This window comes from Ruoffia sp. FAM 26254, assembly GCF_045528545.1.
In the GTDB taxonomy this organism is placed as follows: Bacteria; Bacillota; Bacilli; order Lactobacillales; family Aerococcaceae; genus Ruoffia; species Ruoffia halotolerans.
The window spans coordinates 1-17,350 of sequence record NZ_JBGQQY010000020.1 but is presented as its reverse complement, the minus strand read 5'-3'; the positions used below and the strand labels follow the sequence as shown (position 1 = coordinate 17,350).

Below are 17,350 nucleotides of genomic sequence, written 5' to 3'. Positions count from 1 at the left end.
TTTTACGTAAAATTCACCTTATAAAAATGCGTGAAATACTAGTAATTTCTTCATCGTTCCGATATATATAAATGAATACAGTTTATACCGAAAGGAGTGAATATATTATGATTAAAATGGCAATCGTTTATTCCGCGGAGACTATACAGACTAAATCCTGTACGGATCCTCCCACAAGTATTGGTAGTCACTGAAGCACATTAATGGAGGAAAACATTGAATACATAAAAAATTAGGGATTAGCAAAGAAATAAATACAGAAGCAAATCAATACCCTGAATTGTTTGTAGGCCGAATTTCTTCACAAACTAAAATATATATAAAGGCATGGCAGATGACAATGAATTTACACCAGAAGTATCTGGAAAGTTTCGATATAACATTGATTATATATCTGATTATCCACCTGTTGCCAATTTTGTTAAGATTGATAAGTTGAGCGATAATGAAAGGCATGTAATTATGCATCATGTATTTAGACTTAAAACTACGATAATTTGATTAGCAACAGGAACATCGAATGATGAACAACTGGTAGCTACAAATGTCGATGCCGTATATATTTGTATGTCACTTAACAATGACCTTTAATATCCGACAAATTGAAAGATACTGAAGTATTGTTTGGTATAGCTGAGCGATACCAGTAATCGTTCTAACAAAAGTAGATTTATGTGACAAATTAACTGAAAAGCTAATTGATTTGGATGATGTTGCGATTGGTGTTGAGGTCATAGTTACCACTTTAATTTATAATACTAGTTTTGAATTGGATAAATTAAATTTAGTCTACCTAGCCTTCGAAACATCGGAAGATGAGACAATTGATCGCATTCAAGCCTTAAAAAGTTAGAATGCGATAGGTATTAATGTAACGATGCCTGGAAAATACCAAGCACTACAGTGCGTTGATGAATTAGATCAAGCAGCCCAATATGTTCAAGCCATTAATATGTTGATACCCAATAATGGAAGATGGATAGGCTTTAATACAGATGGCAAAGGGTTTTGGAATGCCGTTCAACAACAAGATGTTCTTTTGAAGAATCAAACTGTTACAATCTTTGGTTCTGGAAATACAACACGAATCATCTTGGCTCAGGCGGCATTAGAAGGCATTAAACATATCAATATTATTGCCAGAAATATTTACCGCCCATTAGCTATAAAAAATATCATTACTAGTTTAAAAGAAGACTTTCCGAACATCATTATTAATCTGATCGATTCGGCTGTTTCAAGTGAAGTAAAAATAGCCGTAACAAATGCTGATATATTAGTACAAACGACTTCAGTCGGAATGTCTCCTAATACAATGCAAACAGTATTAGAAAATGAAACTTGGTTAAATCCCAACACAGTCGTCTGCGATATTGTTTATGAACCCCTTAATGACTCAATTTATCCAACAAGCACAACGCCGAGGCTGTAAGGTAATTACAGGTATTGATATGCTCGTTCATCAAGCAGCATTGAATTACACTTTGATGACAGGTTATCAAATGAATATCGAAGCCATACAGAATATAATTAAACGTCATTCATAAAATAAAAGAAAGTTGGTAATGTACATGCTAAGATTTATTACTGCTGGAGAATCACACGGACCAAGTTTAACAACAATTATTGAAGGTCTACCTGCAGGTTTACCCATCAATGTTGAGAAAATTAATCATGAATTAGCGAAACGTCAAGAGGGTTACGGTCGAGGAAATCGAATGAAGATAGAAAGCGATACAGTAGAAATTACATCTGGAGTACGATATGGAAAGACATTAGGGTCACCCTTAACACTAATCGTAGCGAATCGTGATAATAAAAACTGGAAAAGTGTAATGAGTATCGAATCGAATGATGACCCGAAAAGTCGACAAAGACGTGCAGTTCTACGTCCTCGTCCAGGGCATGCCGATCTTGTAGGAGGAATAAAATACCATCATGAAGATTTAAGAAATGTCCTCGAACGTTCGTCAGCAAGAGAAACTGCGATGCGGGTTGCAATTGGATCTGTTGCAAAGCAATTATTAAACGAATTAGACATAGATATTGTTGCCTATGTTTGTGAATTAGGGGATATTCAAGGTCAAGCTGATATTTCAAAATTATCTCTAACTGATATTCGAAAAGTTGCAGATAAATCCCCTGTTAAGATGGTTGACTCAAGTCAAGAAGAGGCCGTTATTCAAAAGATAGATCAAACAAAACGAGATGGTAATACTTTAGGTGGCGTTGTAGAAGTGGTTGCAGAAGGGTTGCCAATTGGTTTAGGTAGTTTTACACAATTTGATAAAAAGCTAGATGGTAGACTGGCACAAGCTATGATGAGTATTAATGCATTTAGAGGTGTAGAAATAGGAGATGGATTTGAAATAGCAAGACGATTCGGTAGTGAAGTGATGGATGAGATTGCTTATACACCAGAGAGAGGCTTCTACAGATTGAGTAATCATTTAGGTGGCTTAGAAGGCGGAATAACAAATGGTATGCCTGTCGTAATACGTGGTGTGAAAAAACCTATTCCTACATTATATAAACCCCTTCAAAGTGTGGATATCTATACAAAGGAAAATTACGAAGCGAATATTGAAAGAAGTGATACGACTGCTGTTCCAGCAGCAAGCGTCGTAGCTCAAGCGGTAATTGCAACTGAATTAACACAAGCAATCTTAGAAAAATTTCCTCACGATAGTTTCATAGAACTTAAAGAAGCAGTGAATTCTTACAGAGAATACAGTAAAAATCCAGAAATGTGGCAAAACGGAGTGGGCAATCATGGCTAAAAGATTAAAAGGTTCATTAAAAAATATTCAGTTTCAATTGTCCGTTCCTGGAGATAAATCCATCTCACACCGAGCAATAATCATGGGCTCCATTGCTGAAGGTATGACAAAAGTTACTGGTTTTTTAAGATCAGAGGATTGTTTAAATACACTTCAAATAATGCGACAACTTGGCGTGGAAATTGATGATGATGGAGACACAGTGATTATTCATGGAAAAAGAATTAAACAATTACAAGAGTCGGGTAAGCCATTATATGCAGGGAATTCTGGAACTACGATGAGACTATTAAGTGGTCTATTAGCGGGTCAAAACTTTAAAAGCACGCTTATTGGTGATGAGTCCCTAAGTCAAAGACCGATGGATAGAATTATCAATCCATTAAAAAGTATGGGTGCAAATATACAAGGGTTTGCAAATACGACTTTACCTCCTTTGATTATTGAACCCGTTGAAAAATTAAAAGACATCAAATATGAGATGCCCGTCGCAAGTGCTCAAGTTAAATCAGCAATATTATTAGCAGGACTCTTATCAGAAGGTGTGACCACTATTATAGAGAAGGAAACAACACGAAATCATACCGAAGAAATGCTTGAGCAATTTGGTGTATCTCTTAATATAAAAGGTAAGACAATCATGTTAGAGGGTGGGCAACAACTCATTGGGCAAGATATAGATGTCCCTGGTGATATATCATCGGCAGCTTACTTTATTGCCGCTGGTTTACTATTACCAAATAGTAACATCGAAATAAAAAATGTAGGGATTAACAATACTCGTTCAGGAATTTTAGATGTTGTTAAAGCTATGGGTGGGAAAGTAATTGTAAACATACTGCCGAATCATTACAGTGCAGACATCAGCATTGAAACGAGTCAATTACTCTCTACAAATATTTCTGGATCAATCATACCGCGATTAATTGATGAAATCCCAGTTATTGCACTTTTAGCAACACAAGCTCAAGGGACGACAATAATAAAAGATGCTCACGAACTTCGTGTTAAAGAAACAGATCGAATTCAAGCAGTAGCGAAAGAATTAAGGAAAATGAATGCAAACATTGAAGAAACATATGATGGCTTAATTATTCACGGTCCAACTCCTTTAAAAGGAGCAAAAGTAAACAGTTATGGTGATCACAGAATTGGTATGATGCTACAAATAGCTGGACTTCTAATTCCTGCAAATGAAACTATTGAATTAGAGGATGCTGATTGTGTGAATATCACCTATCCAACATTCTTTGATGAAATTGAACGTATGTCTCAAACAGAAAAAACAGACAAAAATTGAGGTGTTAACTATGATTCTAATTGGCTTTATGGGAGCAGGGAAGACAACTGTTGCCCAAACATTAAGCAAATCATTGAATATACCATGTTATGATTTAGATAAAGAAATTATCAAAAAGATACAAATGCCTTTATCTGACTATTTTGATAAGTATGGTGAAACACAATTCAGACAACTTGAGCATCAATTTTTATTAAAATACTATTCAATTCCTGGAGTCATATCTACAGGAGGCGGTTGTATTGAAAACTATGCAAACAGGGCGATACTAAAAGAGACATCAAATGTAATTTATTTAAAAGCAAATTTTGAAACATTACACCACCGGATAAATAATGACAAAATGAATTTTAGACCAATTGCTAAGAAGCGAACAACAGAGGAACTAAAAGCTTTATATATGAAGCGTTTAATTTATTATGAAACTTGTGCTACTTACACGATTGATACCGATACACTAAACACACAAGAAGTTTCTGATAGAATCATTGCTATGATATAAATAAATAAAATTTGCATCTCTAATTTAAGATGAGTAAACTTAATATTATTCTAATAAGATAGGATGTTTTGTTAATTGAAAAACTTATATAAAGCACTGAAACAATTTAAAGAACAAGATTACAAAGAAAATAAGGATTTATATGAATCACTCAGTGAAATTCAGACACCCCATACATTATTTGTAGGCTGTTCTGACTCTAGAGTGAGTCCAGAACGCTTGTTGCAAGCATATCCAGGTGAGATTTTTCATATTAGAAATATTGCTAATATTGTCCCACCAGCAGGGCAGAGCGTGAAATATGCTTCCACTACATCTGCTATAGAATATGCGGTCGAAGTTTTAAATGTAAAAAATATTATTATATGTGGTCATTCAAATTGTGGTGGGTGTGCAGCAAGTATTAATCCTCCTGAAAATATTGAGGAGTTGCCATATACTAGTATTTGGATCTCACAATTAGAAAGCTTACGTCAACAAGTATCTAAAGAGTTACCAGATGAAGATATGACAGTTAAGGCTAATCGACTTGAAAAGTTAAATGTAATTCAACAATTAAGCAATCTAATGACTTATGAGAATATCAGAGATCGGGTTGAAAAAAATCAGTTAACGCTAAATGGTTGGCATTATAGTATTGGTGACGGAGTGATATCAATATTCAATGATGAGGAAAACGATTTTATAGAATTATAAACAAAAAATCCCAGTCTGAATTTAATCGGACTGGGGTTTCTTTGGCTTAATATTATTCAAAACGACCAGCTAGTGGTAAGGCATCTAAAAATTCTGAATCATGAGGGGATTCAGATTCAAAAAGATCGGTTGCATCAGTACCAGCAGTTACCATATCTTGATGCTCACCATCTGCCCATGCACCAAAGTTTGTAACATCGTATACCGTACCATTTACAGCAATATAGGCTGGATTTCCATCTTTACCATCAAAATTAGCTAATTCATCCTCAGAAAAGACATAATCCACATGTTTTCCAACAATTTTTAAAGTACTTAACAGGTCATCTTCATGCGGTGAATCGTTTTCAAAGTTGTCAGTTGCGTCAGTTCCAGCGCTGATACCGTTATGTTCACCATTTGGCCAAGCTTCTTCATCAGTAACATCATAAACAATACCACGGACAGCAACTAAATTAGGTAATTCTTCATTTTCATTATTAAATTCAGCTAATAGATCATCAGAAACTTCCCAGTCATTATAAACTCCAACTTGATCTAATCCCTCTAAAGTGTCGATAGCATGAGGTGATTCAATGAAAAAACTCGAAGCATCGGTACCGCCTTGAGCACCATTATGTTTACCATTTTCCCATTCAGCAATATCAGTAACGTCATATACATATCCAAATACTGCCACATAAGCTGGATTTCCATCTTGACCATTGGCTTCACTTAAATCAGCTTTACTAATGGTAAACCATCCATTTGTGTATCTGTTTCAGATTCAGAGTTTTCAACTTGTTCTGAACTGGCTTCAGAGGTGTTTTCAGCTATAACCATACGTATGTCTGCGCCAAATAACACGCTAGCGGCTAATGAAACAGTTAATAATTTTTTTAATGATCTCTTCATATCAAATTTCTCCTTTATAAAATATAAAAGTAACGAAGTGATTATAGTAATGATAAAATAACTGGAGTTATAATACAATTCATATGCCACGATATTAACCAATAGATTTAGTACTATAGAAATCTTCGTTAAATAAGTTCGATAATATATATTATGTAAACTCAATAATAAAAATTAACTTATCCAATATTTTTGCTATTTAATAGTTCATCCCTCTCTTTCCCATTGTCATAAATATATATGTCGATTCTAAGGTTAATTTAGATTATTATGCTTAGTCTTATGCGTAATAATAATCAGAGCCTTTATTTTACATTAGCTAATGATAGAAAATATATAAATATTTCTTTGATCCTGAAATTTTCGACCTATACGTCACTACATTTGTTTAGTGTTTTAAATAAGCACAATTCTTGTAGAAACATTTTATATTTCATCGCAAAAATAGTTTATTGAACTTGGATCAACTTTTACATCCATGATAAGATTTCATAATCGTGTAACCGCCTTCTTTTATCTAAATAATGATTTGTGATATTGCCTCTTGTATTTTCTTTATAAGTTGATGAAACTATTGTAATATTGCTTTAGATAGTTTAAAATGACTGTCTTATTAGTTCTAGAATTTATCCTTATAAACCTTGCAATTATACGCTTTTTATTGCATGTTTATTAATGATCAGGTCAAAGTGCTAATATTCAACTAATTTAAATTTTAAAAATAAATGAAAACGAAGGTGAATCGTCAAATGGATATTGTCATTATAGGTGGAGGTAAAGTTGGTGAAATTCTTTGCCAAGAACTAGCATTGGAGAATAATAATGTCGTCCTCATCGAAGCTAATTCTGAAAGATTGAATCGTATTATTAATAAAAATGATATTACAGGCTTAGTCGGTGATGGAGCGGATTATGATAACTTAGTCGAAGCTGGCGTTGAACAGTGCGATATGTTTATAGCTGTGACTCCTGAAGATGAAACAAATATTATAAGTTCTATTATAGCTAAGCAACTGGGTGCCAAATATACTATTGCCCGGGTAAGAAATCCTAAGTATACGAATCATATTGAATTCGTACGTGATAGCCTAGGTATCGACTTGGTTATCAATCCAGAAATGGTGGCAGCTCGTTATATTACCAAAAGTATCGAATTTCCGCATTCACTCAGTATTGAACAATTCGGTAAAGGTCGAGTCAATTTAGTTGAACTAGAAATTAAAGCCGGCAGTCCACTGGTCGATCAGTCTTTAAATCAGTTTAGAAATGAATATGGTGAAGTATTAATTTGCGCCCTAACCCATGATAAACAAACTATTATTCCCAGTGGGCAATCAGTCTTAAGAGTTGGGGATCGTGTTTATGTTACGGGATCTCGAGAAGATTTAGCAAACTTTTATTTCAAAGCTGGTTACCGTGAAGAGAAAACTAAGTCGGTTTTAATTATCGGCGGTGGCCGTGTGACCTATTACACGCTTCATCTGTTAAGTAAAATGGATATCGATATAAAAGTCATCGAATTAAATGAAGAAAAAGCTTTAGATCTTAGTCACCGCTTCCCACAAGTAGTAGTAATTAAAGGTGATGGTATGGAGCAAGAATTGTTATTAGAAGAACGTATTGAAAGCTTTGACGCAGTTTTAAGTTTGGCGGGTATCGACGAGGAAAACATTATCAACTCAATGTACGCCCTATCTTTAGGTATTAAAAAAGTTATGACAAAAGTAAGTCGAACTGACTTATTAAAAATATTAGGTGATTCAGACTTACAAGCCATTGTTACACCTAAACGATTAATAACAAACAAGATTTTACGTTACGTTCGCTCATTAAGAAATGCAACAGCATCTAATGTAGAGGCTTTGATTCGAATTGCTGATAATCAAGTTGAGACCTTGCAATTTCTTGTTAAAGAAAGTAGTCGTGTTGTGAATATCAAGCTAAGAGATTTAAATACAAAAGACAATTTATTAATTGCCTACATAATACGGGGTTCTCAACTGATTTATCCTACGGGCGAGGATGTTATTTTAGCTGATGATCATGTCCTAATCGTGACCAAACATAAAGCGTTTAACGACATTGATGATATCTTAAGGTAAGGAGGCCCTAATGAATACACAATTTATCCGCTATACACTCGGAAATATCTTAATGATTCTGGCTGGCCTGATGTTATTACCTTTGATCGTCAGTGTAATCTACCAAGAAAGCTGGGTAAATATAGCAAGTTTTCTTGGTACTTCTCTAGTGACTCTTGTTATTGGTTTTGCCCTATCTCGAACAAAATTGCATCGACGTACTTTTTATGCGAGCGAAGGCTTTACGATAGTTTCTCTATCTTGGATTTTAATTTCTTTTTTTAGTGCGATTCCGTTTGTTATTAGTAAACAGATTCCATCTTTTGTTGATGCCTTTTTTGAAATGGCGAGTGGCTTTACAACAACTGGTGCCAGTATTTTACTTGATGTGGAGGCTTTATCGCATTCAATGTTGTTTTGGCGTAGTTTCAGCCACTTTGTAGGTGGAATGGGAGTCTTAGTGTTCGCATTAGCCATATTGCCAAAAGCCGAGTCTTCCTCTGTACATATCATGAAGGCTGAAATGACTGGACCAACCTTTGGTAAACTGGTTTCAAGATTGTCTTCAACGGCTCGAATATTATATTTCATTTATTTTACCTTCATGATGATTACACTAGTTTGTTTGTATCTTGCCGGTTTACCATTTTTCGAGTCGATATTATTGGCTTTTGGGACAGCAGGAACGGGTGGTTTCGGAGTGTTGAATGGAAGTATTGCTCCTTATGATAGCTTTACAGTTGAGATGATATTAAGTATCGGCATGATAATATTCAGTATTAATTTCAATTTGTTCTATCTAGTCTATATTCATCAGGCGAAACGAATTCTAAAAAGTGAAGAACTTCGTTGGTTTCTAGCAATTATTGCGATTGCTGTGCTTTTAATCTCAATAAATTTAATCTCAACATCTTATGGTGTTAGCAATGCATTTCGTGATAGTTTCTTTACGGTTGCTTCCATTATATCGACTACGGGTTATTCAACTGCCCTCTTTGATCATTGGCCTTTATTCTCTCAGTTAATACTCATTCTTTTGATGTTTGTTGGAGGAATGGCTGGCTCAACAGCAGGTGGTTTGAAGGTCTCACGTATTTTGCTTTTAGTTAAAATAGGTTGGGCAGAAATAAAACAAACAATACGACCTAATCGTGTCGTTGCCATCGATTATGAAGGTAGACGTATTGACTCTAAATTAGCCAATACAGTCTTGAGCTACTTGGTGGTCTATATTATTATTTTTATTGTGGCGGTGCTTGTCATTAGTTTAGAAACACCAAACCTACTATCCTCTTTTAGTACTGTGGCAGCAACCCTTAATAACATTGGACCTGGTCTAGGCATTGTGGGACCCTCTCAAAATTTTGCTCATTTTAGTCCATTTATCAAAATATTCCTATCATTCATTATGATCATGGGACGTTTAGAAATATTTCCAATGATAATTTTGTTTGCACCGAATACATGGCTGAAACGCTATTAATCAACAATAAAATTTTAGCATTATAAAAAACATAGTGAGTGCTCTAAATTTCGAAAGAGTCTCACTATGTTTTTTGTTACTTTCATTTTTATGCGGCAGTGTTATAAATCATTTATAAAACTTAGGAAACACATCTTCTAAATCATTAACAGCATCGCTCAGTATTTGTTGCTCATCGATGGGTTGTATTGTAGTCCCTTGTGCACGTGCAATATATGTTTCATTGAATCCCATAATATTTTCAAACATTTCTTTTAGATAATAGTAACTAAATTCCAATGGCGAGTATCTATCATTATTTGTATAGATACTACCACTCGATTGAATTATAAGTAGATTTCGATCATCACTCATCAAACCTACAGATCCTGATTCTGTATATTTAAAGGTTTCTCTAGCAATCAGTATATTATCCAAATAATCTTTTAGTTTAGAAGGAATATTAAAGTTATGGAGTGGCAACACAATAACAATGCGTTTATGATCTTTAAACTCATCTAACAATGAGCTGCTTTGCAAACTGACTTCTTTTTCAGATTCAGTTAAAATTTCATTGTTTTGTTGCTTATTCCATACGTCAATTAAGCTGTTTTTCTTAATCTTTGGAATGTCAGTATCATATATATTTATTACTGTTAAATTTTCATCGCCAAATCGTTCCTTGTAAAGTGCTAAAAATTTCTTTTGTAATTTAGACGAGTATGTATTCTCATTAGTCCAATTTGGATGTGAGTTAATCAATAGTGTTTTGTTCAATCTAATCACCTTTCAAAGTTAAATAATTTTCTTTCATTTTTGATATATTTAGTTTACCATTTAAAGGTGCCAACTAATGACACCTTTGGGAGGGAAAGATGAAAAAATCAGAAAGATTACCTAATGAGCTGATTTATTTAAAGAATAAACAATTTTTTAACTTAAAGGATTTGATGGAAGAATTTAATATATCTAGACGTACAGCTATTAGGGATATTGAAAGTTTAGAGAATCTAGGCTTAGCTATCTATTCGACTCAAGGCCAAAATGGTGGCTACTATATACTCGATCAAGAACTGATGATACCTATTCAATTCACAGAGAATGAAATCCATACGTTATTTTATGCTTTAAAAGCACTAGAGTCGCTGACTGATAATCCTTTTGATTCTTCATATGTGTTACTGCAAAACAAGCTTAAAACAACTTTAAATAATAAACAGTTAGATAAATTAGATAGAATTCTCTCAGTTATGAACTACTATAGTATTAAACCTTTGAATCAATCGAAATTTTTAACTTCCGTACTAAACTCCATTATTAACGAAACGGCAATTGAAGTTGAGTATAAACAATTCGATTTTGAAAAGATTGTTATTCAAGTAAGTGAATTGTTTTACCGTCAAGGTATTTGGTTTTTTAGTGCCTATGATTTTAATAAGAAAGCTTGGCGTACGCTTCGAACAGATGCCATATTAAACTTAAAGACCATGATAGATTTTGAAGAGACTTTAAGTTTGAATGAATTAAAAACATTACAAAAAGATACAGATGGAAAATTAAATACAATACCATTTAGATGTTTGATTAATAAACGCGGTGTAGAGACATTTAAGAAGAGCCGTTACCCTAACATGCATCTAATTACTGAAGGTGACAAGCATTATATCGTAGGGTATTTTAATCCTGAGGAAATTACTTATATGGCTGAATATATGATAAAATTCGGTAAAAATATCGTGATTGAGTCCCCTCCTCTATTAAAAGAAAAGTACTTTGAATTAGTAAAAGATATTCTTGATTTGTATTAGCCGACCTTTAAAGACAAGTAAACCCAATATTCTGGATATTGGATTGTTTGTTATATATTTATTTTCTCGCTTTATGTACTTTTAATTTTTTACCTTTAACTGTGCGGTTTTGCATTTCAGAGATGACATAAGGTCCCATATTATTCAGTATTTCAACATATGTAACATTTTCTTGAATGGTAATAATTCCAATGTCCTCGGCTTCGACACCTTTAATATTCGTTAATGTTCCAACAAAGTCGATGGCTCTGAGTTTTTTCTTTTTACCGCCATTGAAGTAGACTCTCGTAATATCTTTATTCAGTTCTTTATTACGAGCTGTTTTCAACACAGGTCTAGAGTTAATTTTTTTCTCAAAAGCTGTCTTACGACTCATTACTTGGCGATTGCTCGGTGCGTTTATCTCCGTAAATTGCATACCAGCTTCTTTAGCATACTCACTTACTTCTTGCCAACGCTTCATCTCATTATCGCTAATTAAAGTTAAGGCAACCCCTGTTTTCCCTGCACGACCTGTTCTACCAGTTCTGTGCGTGAAACTTTCATTCTCAAAAGGCACATTATAATTGATAACATGCGTCACGTTATCAACATCGATGCCGCGAGATGCAACATCGGTTGCAACCAAATAACGTAATTTACCAATTCTAAATTCCTGCATGACGTCTGAGCGGTCATCCTGATCCATTCCGCCATGTAATTTATCAATAGGAATCCCAGCTTTTGCTAAATAGCTATCGACTTCATCAACCACCTCGCGTGTGTTACAAAAAATGATACACGTATCAGGATTTTCAATTGTTAATAGATCCAACAATAACTTTTCTTTAGGTAAATCTTGAACTCGAATATAAGATTGTGAAATGTCAGGTGTATTTTCTTCTGATTTTTCCATTTTTATTGTCTTATGGTCTTTTTTCATATAAAAGAATGCGAGTCGTTCGATTTCAGACGGCATTGTCGCTGAAAATAACATCGTTTGACGTTCTTTAGGTAGATAATCAATAATGTCTTCAACTTGTTGTATAAAGCCCATATTCAGCATTTCATCCGCTTCATCAAGAATTAAACTCTTAATTTCATCTACATTCAAAGTACCTTCTTGAAGATGCTCTAAGATACGACCGGGTGTACCCACTACAATATGACTTTTTTGTTTTAATTCGGATTTTTGAGTTTTGAATGAAGATTTACCAAAGACAGCCGTCACTTTAATTCGTTTAAAACGACCGATATTCATAATATCTTCTTTAATTTGCATCGCTAATTCACGTGTTGGTACTAAGATTAAAGCTTGTGGTTTATTCTCTTCCCAAATAACTTGCTCACAAAGTGGAATGCCGTAAGCCGCCGTCTTACCACTTCCTGTTTGCGATTCAGTGAGAATGTCCTCATTATTTAATGCGAGTGGAATAATTTCTTGTTGTACCGGTGTTGGTTGGTAATATCGGAGGCTATCTAGTGCTTTAGTAATTTCCGAGCTGATGCCCATTGATTCAAATGTGATTTTTTTCATATTTTCCTACTTTCTTTACTACGTCGCATCAGTATATCAGATTGTCTGATAAATTGTATGATAAATTATAATAAATCACATAAAAACTGCTCTAAATGATATAGAGCAGTTCCATAAATTGTTTAACGACTAATTAAGACATCACATTGGGCATTTCGAACAACATAATCTGTAATTGACCCAATAAGCATCTTTGCTACACGACCTTTACCTGTCGCTCCTAATACAATTAAATCAATGGACCAACGGTCTACTAATACTTCAGCAATTTGGGTACGGGGATCTCCATAAATTAATTCTGCTTCTAAAGAAACCCTTTCATTTCTGGCAAACTCTTTTAATGAGTTTAAAAGCGATTCACGTTGTTCCTTAGGAATATCTTGACCATCATCTTCTTTAACTACTCGAACTAAATACACATTACTATCCCATTGTCTTGCTAAACGGACGCCTTGTTTGAATGAATCGATCGACTGTTGTGACCCGTCAACTGGCAAAAGTATATTTTCATATATTTTTGACATTAGTATCAACACCTCTCTGTATTGTAAGCGTAACCAACCTATCTATATTCATTATAAAACATACATCAGAATAAGCAAGAATTAAAGATAGTAAAATGAATATAATCAATATACAACAAAAAAGAATACACCTGCCTGTTCGCAGATGTATTCGTATATGTGTTTATTAAAAGGGATTATAAAATCTTCCACCATTAACAAAGAATAATAAAATTCCAATGACGGTAATTATAACGATCAAAGCCAAGGCGATAACATCTTTTTTAGTAAAAGGTCTATATCTATACCATGTTCTTGATTTATTTTTCCCAAAGCGACGTAACTCCATTGCTTGGCTTATAATTTCAATTCGATTTAAGCTACTAAAGATTAAAGGCATAATAATCTGTGCAGATCGCGTTATTCGTTTCATTAGTGACGTTTTCCGACTCATCTCCAGACCGCGTGCTTGTTGAGCTTGTCTAATCTCAAAAAAACTGTCTTGAATATCTGGAATATAACGTAATGCCAATGATACAGCGTAACTAATTCGGTACGATACACCAATTCGATTTAAACTTGAAGCAAATTCACTCGGATCTGTTGTGAATATAAATATTAAAGCTAAGGGAATGGTCGTAAAGTACTTAATTGCGACATTAAACTCATAAAATAATTGTTCTGCCGTAATTGTATACCGTCCGATGCCATCAAATAGCACTGTTCGCGAGTTATACAATTGTACGCCATACTCTGGTTCAAAGATATATATTGTAAGTAAATTTAAGATAGAAAATACTAAAACAAAATAGATTAATACTTTAATATTTCTCCATGGAATACGTGCGATATAGAACAAAATTAAACTAAAGATTGTCATTGCCACTAAAAATCGAGTGTCAAAGCTAGTCATTACAATTAAGGATAATAAGATAAAACTAATCAACTTTGTGGAGCCACTTAGATTATGTATGATTGTCTTATTAGGGATGTAACCAAATAAATTCTCTTGACTCATCAGCGCATCCCCCTCTCATAACGCATAAAGCGTCCAATAAAATCTTCTGAAGTCATCGAAGGTAAAAGTTTACCTAATTGGTATAGACTTGTCTCAGTAAGATGGGCGGCTTTTAATAAATGAGTATTAGAAAACAACTCTGATGGATTCGTATCGGCTAATAATTTACCTGTATCAAACACCAATGTTCGATCTGTATACTCTTGCATTAAATGCATATCATGCGTAATCATTAGAATAGTCATGTCTCTTTCAAGATTGAGTTGGTTAAGAAATTGCATCATATCAGTATAATGCGCGTAATCCTGTCCTGCTGTTGGTTCATCTAAGATAAGAATTTTAGGATCTAAAACAAGGATACTCGCAATTGTCACCCTTCTCTTCTGCCCATAACTTAAAGCCGAGATTGGCCAATTACGGTATGGATATAAGCCACAAATTTTTAAAGTATCAAACACTTTTTCTTCAATGTCACTTTCTTTCCATCCGCGATTAATTAAACCTAAAGCAACTTCATCGTAAATCATAGTTTTTGAAATCATATTGTTTGGATTTTGCATAATAAAACCAACCGTATCCGCAATTTCTTTAATGGATAAATCGCGAATCTCTTCGTTATTTACGATGATTTTCCCAGAACTTGGCTTCACAAAACCACTAATTGCTTTTGCTAATGTTGATTTACCGGCACCATTAGTCCCGACAATACTGATCATTTCGCCTTCATTTACTGAGAATTTAATATCAGACAAGGTTTGGACATTAGTTTCTGAATTATACGAGAAATTAAAGTGGTCGACTCTCAATATAGTATCTTTTTCATTAAAATCTTCTTCGTGTGTCACTTGACTCGCCCACTCTTCAAGAAGCTTGATATCTTCAGATAATAGATTTATTTGGCTGAAAGTGTTCACATGATTATATTTATTAATATCAATCCCAGCGTACTTCATCGCTGTTAAATAAAGCGGTTCTCTAACACCAACTTCTTGTAAGACCGTGCTTTTTAATAGTTCCGTTGGTGATGAATCAAACACTAGTTTACCTTCATCAATGACCAAGATACGATCAATATCTGCTAAAAGAGCCTCTTCTAAACGATGTTCTACTATTATTGTTGTATAGTTGTGCTTTTTGCTTAATTGGTTGATTAAACGCATTGTATCCGCACCTGATGCCGGATCTAAGTTTGCTAATGGCTCATCAAATAATAAGATAGGCGCATTATTAACTAGAATGCCACTAATTGAAACACGCTGCTTCTGGCCACCAGAAAGTTTATTCGGCATGCTTTGAAGTAAGTCATCAATTTCTAGAGTTTCACTCCAATTCTCGACAATGGTTTGCATCTTTTCTTGCTCCACACCATCGTTTTCTAATGCGAAGGCAATATCTTCAGCAACTGTTAGGCCAACAAATTGTCCATCTGTATCTTGTAAAACCGTTCCTACTTCTAAGGATAAGTCAAAAATAGAGCTCGTTTGTACTTCTTTTCCATTGACTGAAACAAACCCGTCAAGTTGACCTGGATATGTATTTGGTATTTGCCCATTAATACAACGAGCAATAGTCGATTTCCCTGATCCACTCGGTCCAACAATTAATATTGTTTCGCCGGCGTAAACATCGAAGTTAATATCGATGAGATTTTTTTCTGCCTGACTATCATATTGAAAACTAACTTTATCAAATTTGATTATCGGCGTTCTTTTTTCTTGAAGGTCCATATAAATTACTCTTTCGTTAAGCTTCCACTTTTAGTTCGGGTTTTTGTATAGGCTGTAATCAGTAACGTTCCTAATACTCCGACGGCAATTGAATTCATAACAGCTGAAACAAATCCTTGGACAAACACTTTATTAGCAGGTTCTGAATAAATTAGAATATCTAGAAGCGGTGCAATAATCCCCCATGCTAGAACATTTGTAACGACTTGTCCGATATTAAATGTAATCATATCTTTTTTAGTAAATTCGCCTGATTGAATGTTTAAGCGTTTTGCAATTAATCCATAACCAAAGCCAGTGACACCAGAAGAAAGTACCCAACTCCACCATAAACCATATGTAAGTAAATCTTTAATTGCATGTCCAATTAAACCGATTAATAAACCAGCAACGGGTCCATAAATGACAGACATTAAAGCTAAAAATGGATACGTCGTTTCAATACTTGTGTTTGGAACTCCCGTAGGAATTGAAAGGAAACGTCCTAGAATGAAGAAGACAGCTGCACCAATACCTACAGCAACGAGTTTAATTATAGATGAATTATTATTATTATTCATAATTCTATTCTCCTTTTACTTTTTTAATTCGCCGATTGTAAAATTAAGCTAGACAACTAAAACAGCCATTTGTGGTACACTCAACTTGTAATTCCGACCAAAGAATACAAAGGAGTGACCACAAATGACCTACACCCATCTTACCACGGATGAACTGGTGATGATAGAATCATATTACCACCAACATATTCCGGTCTCGACCATTGCCAGTCGTTTAAAACGTTCTAGAACACCTATTTATAACGTCATCAACTTCTTAAAAGAGGGCCATACCGCCATTGAGTATTACCAACAATATAAGAAAAACAAACAACGGTGTGGTAGATGTAAGTGTGTCCTTCCTGAAGACCAACAAGTCTACATTAAAGAAAAAGTCTCACAGGGCTGGACACCCGATGTCATTATCGGGCGTAAAGAAAAACCCATTGACTGTTCCATGCGGACGCTTTATCGGCGTTTCAAGGAAAAGGTGTTCGATGAAAAAACCTTACCCATGAAAGGAA

The 17,350-nt window shown here is 34.4% G+C and carries 19 protein-coding genes; 11 read left to right on the top strand and 8 right to left on the bottom strand.

What is annotated here, in order from left to right; genetic code table 11:
* The first annotated feature begins 703 nt into the window (after positions 1-703).
* The 7 genes from ACEN3Z_RS06490 (at position 704) to ACEN3Z_RS06460 (ending at position 5,278) form a co-directional block, all read left to right on the top strand.
* Positions 704-853, top strand: coding sequence for a hypothetical protein (locus ACEN3Z_RS06490; protein ID WP_407090208.1), 150 nt, complete (start codon positions 704-706; stop codon positions 851-853).
* 6 nt (positions 854-859) lie between these two features.
* Positions 860-1,432, top strand: coding sequence for a shikimate dehydrogenase family protein (locus ACEN3Z_RS06485; protein WP_407090222.1), 573 nt, complete (start codon positions 860-862; stop codon positions 1,430-1,432).
* Positions 1,392-1,547 carry a hypothetical protein gene (locus ACEN3Z_RS06480; RefSeq protein WP_407090207.1) on the top strand — a complete coding sequence of 52 codons (156 nt, stop codon included), beginning with the start codon at positions 1,392-1,394 and terminating at the stop codon, positions 1,545-1,547. The genes ACEN3Z_RS06485 and ACEN3Z_RS06480 overlap by 41 nt, the downstream gene beginning before the upstream one ends.
* 24 nt (positions 1,548-1,571) lie before the next feature.
* On the top strand, positions 1,572-2,780 hold the full coding sequence (aroC, locus tag ACEN3Z_RS06475; protein WP_407090206.1) for a chorismate synthase: 1,209 nt from the start codon (positions 1,572-1,574) through the stop codon (positions 2,778-2,780).
* Positions 2,773-4,080 (top strand): 3-phosphoshikimate 1-carboxyvinyltransferase, encoded by a 1,308-nt coding sequence (gene aroA / locus ACEN3Z_RS06470; protein WP_407090205.1) that lies wholly within the window; start codon positions 2,773-2,775, stop codon positions 4,078-4,080. Before aroC ends, aroA begins: the two co-directional genes overlap by 8 nt.
* Before the next feature lie 10 nt (positions 4,081-4,090).
* The gene (locus ACEN3Z_RS06465) at positions 4,091-4,582 is read left to right on the top strand and encodes a shikimate kinase (protein ID WP_407090204.1); all 492 of its coding nucleotides are present in this window, start codon (positions 4,091-4,093) and stop codon (positions 4,580-4,582) included.
* 75 nt (positions 4,583-4,657) lie between these two features.
* Entirely contained in the window at positions 4,658-5,278 is a 621-nt protein-coding gene (locus ACEN3Z_RS06460; RefSeq protein ID WP_407090203.1) for a carbonic anhydrase, read from the top strand.
* A gap of 52 nt (positions 5,279-5,330) precedes the next feature.
* Here the strand turns inward: ACEN3Z_RS06460 and ACEN3Z_RS06455 are convergent, their stop codons facing one another.
* Together ACEN3Z_RS06455 and ACEN3Z_RS06450 are read right to left on the bottom strand one after the other, a co-directional pair.
* Entirely contained in the window at positions 5,331-5,957 is a 627-nt protein-coding gene (locus tag ACEN3Z_RS06455; RefSeq protein WP_407090202.1) for a cytochrome b5 domain-containing protein, read from the bottom strand.
* Positions 5,958-5,992: 35 nt separating this feature from the next.
* Positions 5,993-6,172 (bottom strand): hypothetical protein, encoded by a 180-nt coding sequence (locus ACEN3Z_RS06450; RefSeq protein ID WP_407090201.1) that lies wholly within the window; start codon positions 6,170-6,172, stop codon positions 5,993-5,995.
* Positions 6,173-6,921: 749 nt separating this feature from the next.
* On the opposite strand from ACEN3Z_RS06450, the gene trkA reads away from it, so the two are divergent.
* Positions 6,922-8,274, top strand: coding sequence for a Trk system potassium transporter TrkA (gene trkA / locus ACEN3Z_RS06445; protein WP_407090200.1), 1,353 nt, complete (start codon positions 6,922-6,924; stop codon positions 8,272-8,274).
* 10 nt (positions 8,275-8,284) lie between these two features.
* Positions 8,285-9,736, top strand: coding sequence for a TrkH family potassium uptake protein (locus tag ACEN3Z_RS06440; protein ID WP_407090199.1), 1,452 nt, complete (start codon positions 8,285-8,287; stop codon positions 9,734-9,736).
* Positions 9,737-9,844: 108 nt separating this feature from the next.
* Here the strand turns inward: ACEN3Z_RS06440 and ACEN3Z_RS06435 are convergent, their stop codons facing one another.
* Positions 9,845-10,492 carry an FMN-dependent NADH-azoreductase gene (locus ACEN3Z_RS06435; RefSeq protein WP_407090198.1) on the bottom strand — a complete coding sequence of 216 codons (648 nt, stop codon included), beginning with the start codon at positions 10,490-10,492 and terminating at the stop codon, positions 9,845-9,847.
* Positions 10,493-10,590: 98 nt separating this feature from the next.
* Here ACEN3Z_RS06435 and ACEN3Z_RS06430 point away from each other — a divergent pair, with 98 nt between their 5' ends.
* Positions 10,591-11,523 carry a helix-turn-helix transcriptional regulator gene (locus ACEN3Z_RS06430; protein WP_407090197.1) on the top strand — a complete coding sequence of 311 codons (933 nt, stop codon included), beginning with the start codon at positions 10,591-10,593 and terminating at the stop codon, positions 11,521-11,523.
* Between the two features lie 58 nt (positions 11,524-11,581).
* Here the strand turns inward: ACEN3Z_RS06430 and ACEN3Z_RS06425 are convergent, their stop codons facing one another.
* From ACEN3Z_RS06425 to ACEN3Z_RS06405, 5 genes are all read right to left on the bottom strand, one after another.
* Positions 11,582-13,039, bottom strand: a complete 1,458-nt coding sequence (locus tag ACEN3Z_RS06425) for a DEAD/DEAH box helicase (RefSeq protein WP_407090196.1) — start codon at positions 13,037-13,039, stop codon at positions 11,582-11,584.
* Between the two features lie 122 nt (positions 13,040-13,161).
* Positions 13,162-13,563: a universal stress protein gene (locus ACEN3Z_RS06420; RefSeq protein WP_407090195.1), complete on the bottom strand. Its 402-nt coding sequence runs from the start codon at positions 13,561-13,563 to the stop codon at positions 13,162-13,164.
* Positions 13,564-13,729: 166 nt separating this feature from the next.
* On the bottom strand, positions 13,730-14,560 hold the full coding sequence (locus tag ACEN3Z_RS06415) for an energy-coupling factor transporter transmembrane component T family protein (protein WP_407090194.1): 831 nt from the start codon (positions 14,558-14,560) through the stop codon (positions 13,730-13,732).
* Entirely contained in the window at positions 14,560-16,287 is a 1,728-nt protein-coding gene (locus tag ACEN3Z_RS06410) for an ABC transporter ATP-binding protein (RefSeq protein WP_407090193.1), read from the bottom strand. The genes ACEN3Z_RS06415 and ACEN3Z_RS06410 overlap by 1 nt, the downstream gene beginning before the upstream one ends.
* A 5-nt stretch (positions 16,288-16,292) precedes the next feature.
* The gene (locus ACEN3Z_RS06405; RefSeq protein ID WP_197105317.1) at positions 16,293-16,847 is read right to left on the bottom strand and encodes an ECF-type riboflavin transporter substrate-binding protein; all 555 of its coding nucleotides are present in this window, start codon (positions 16,845-16,847) and stop codon (positions 16,293-16,295) included.
* A gap of 124 nt (positions 16,848-16,971) precedes the next feature.
* On the opposite strand from ACEN3Z_RS06405, the gene ACEN3Z_RS06400 reads away from it, so the two are divergent.
* Positions 16,972-17,350, top strand: a 379-nt coding sequence (locus tag ACEN3Z_RS06400) for a transposase (protein ID WP_407090192.1), incomplete at its 3' end; no start/stop codon positions are given.

What these genes read in the sequence shown, in the direction of transcription:
- ACEN3Z_RS06480 (WP_407090207.1), top strand. Translation starts at nt 1,392, where the DNA reads ATGACTCAATTTATCCAACAAGCACAACGCCGAGGCTGTAAGGTAATT.
- ACEN3Z_RS06425 (WP_407090196.1), bottom strand. Translation starts at nt 13,039, where the DNA reads ATGAAAAAAATCACATTTGAATCAATGGGCATCAGCTCGGAAATTACT.
- ACEN3Z_RS06440 (WP_407090199.1), top strand. Translation starts at nt 8,285, where the DNA reads ATGAATACACAATTTATCCGCTATACACTCGGAAATATCTTAATGATT.
- ACEN3Z_RS06420 (WP_407090195.1), bottom strand. Translation starts at nt 13,563, where the DNA reads ATGTCAAAAATATATGAAAATATACTTTTGCCAGTTGACGGGTCACAA.
- ACEN3Z_RS06430 (WP_407090197.1), top strand. Translation starts at nt 10,591, where the DNA reads ATGAAAAAATCAGAAAGATTACCTAATGAGCTGATTTATTTAAAGAAT.
- ACEN3Z_RS06405 (WP_197105317.1), bottom strand. Translation starts at nt 16,847, where the DNA reads ATGAATAATAATAATAATTCATCTATAATTAAACTCGTTGCTGTAGGT.
- ACEN3Z_RS06415 (WP_407090194.1), bottom strand. Translation starts at nt 14,560, where the DNA reads ATGAGTCAAGAGAATTTATTTGGTTACATCCCTAATAAGACAATCATA.
- aroA (WP_407090205.1), top strand. Translation starts at nt 2,773, where the DNA reads ATGGCTAAAAGATTAAAAGGTTCATTAAAAAATATTCAGTTTCAATTG.
- ACEN3Z_RS06410 (WP_407090193.1), bottom strand. Translation starts at nt 16,287, where the DNA reads ATGGACCTTCAAGAAAAAAGAACGCCGATAATCAAATTTGATAAAGTT.
- aroC (WP_407090206.1), top strand. Translation starts at nt 1,572, where the DNA reads ATGCTAAGATTTATTACTGCTGGAGAATCACACGGACCAAGTTTAACA.
- trkA (WP_407090200.1), top strand. Translation starts at nt 6,922, where the DNA reads ATGGATATTGTCATTATAGGTGGAGGTAAAGTTGGTGAAATTCTTTGC.
- ACEN3Z_RS06450 (WP_407090201.1), bottom strand. Translation starts at nt 6,172, where the DNA reads ATGAAGAGATCATTAAAAAAATTATTAACTGTTTCATTAGCCGCTAGC.
- ACEN3Z_RS06465 (WP_407090204.1), top strand. Translation starts at nt 4,091, where the DNA reads ATGATTCTAATTGGCTTTATGGGAGCAGGGAAGACAACTGTTGCCCAA.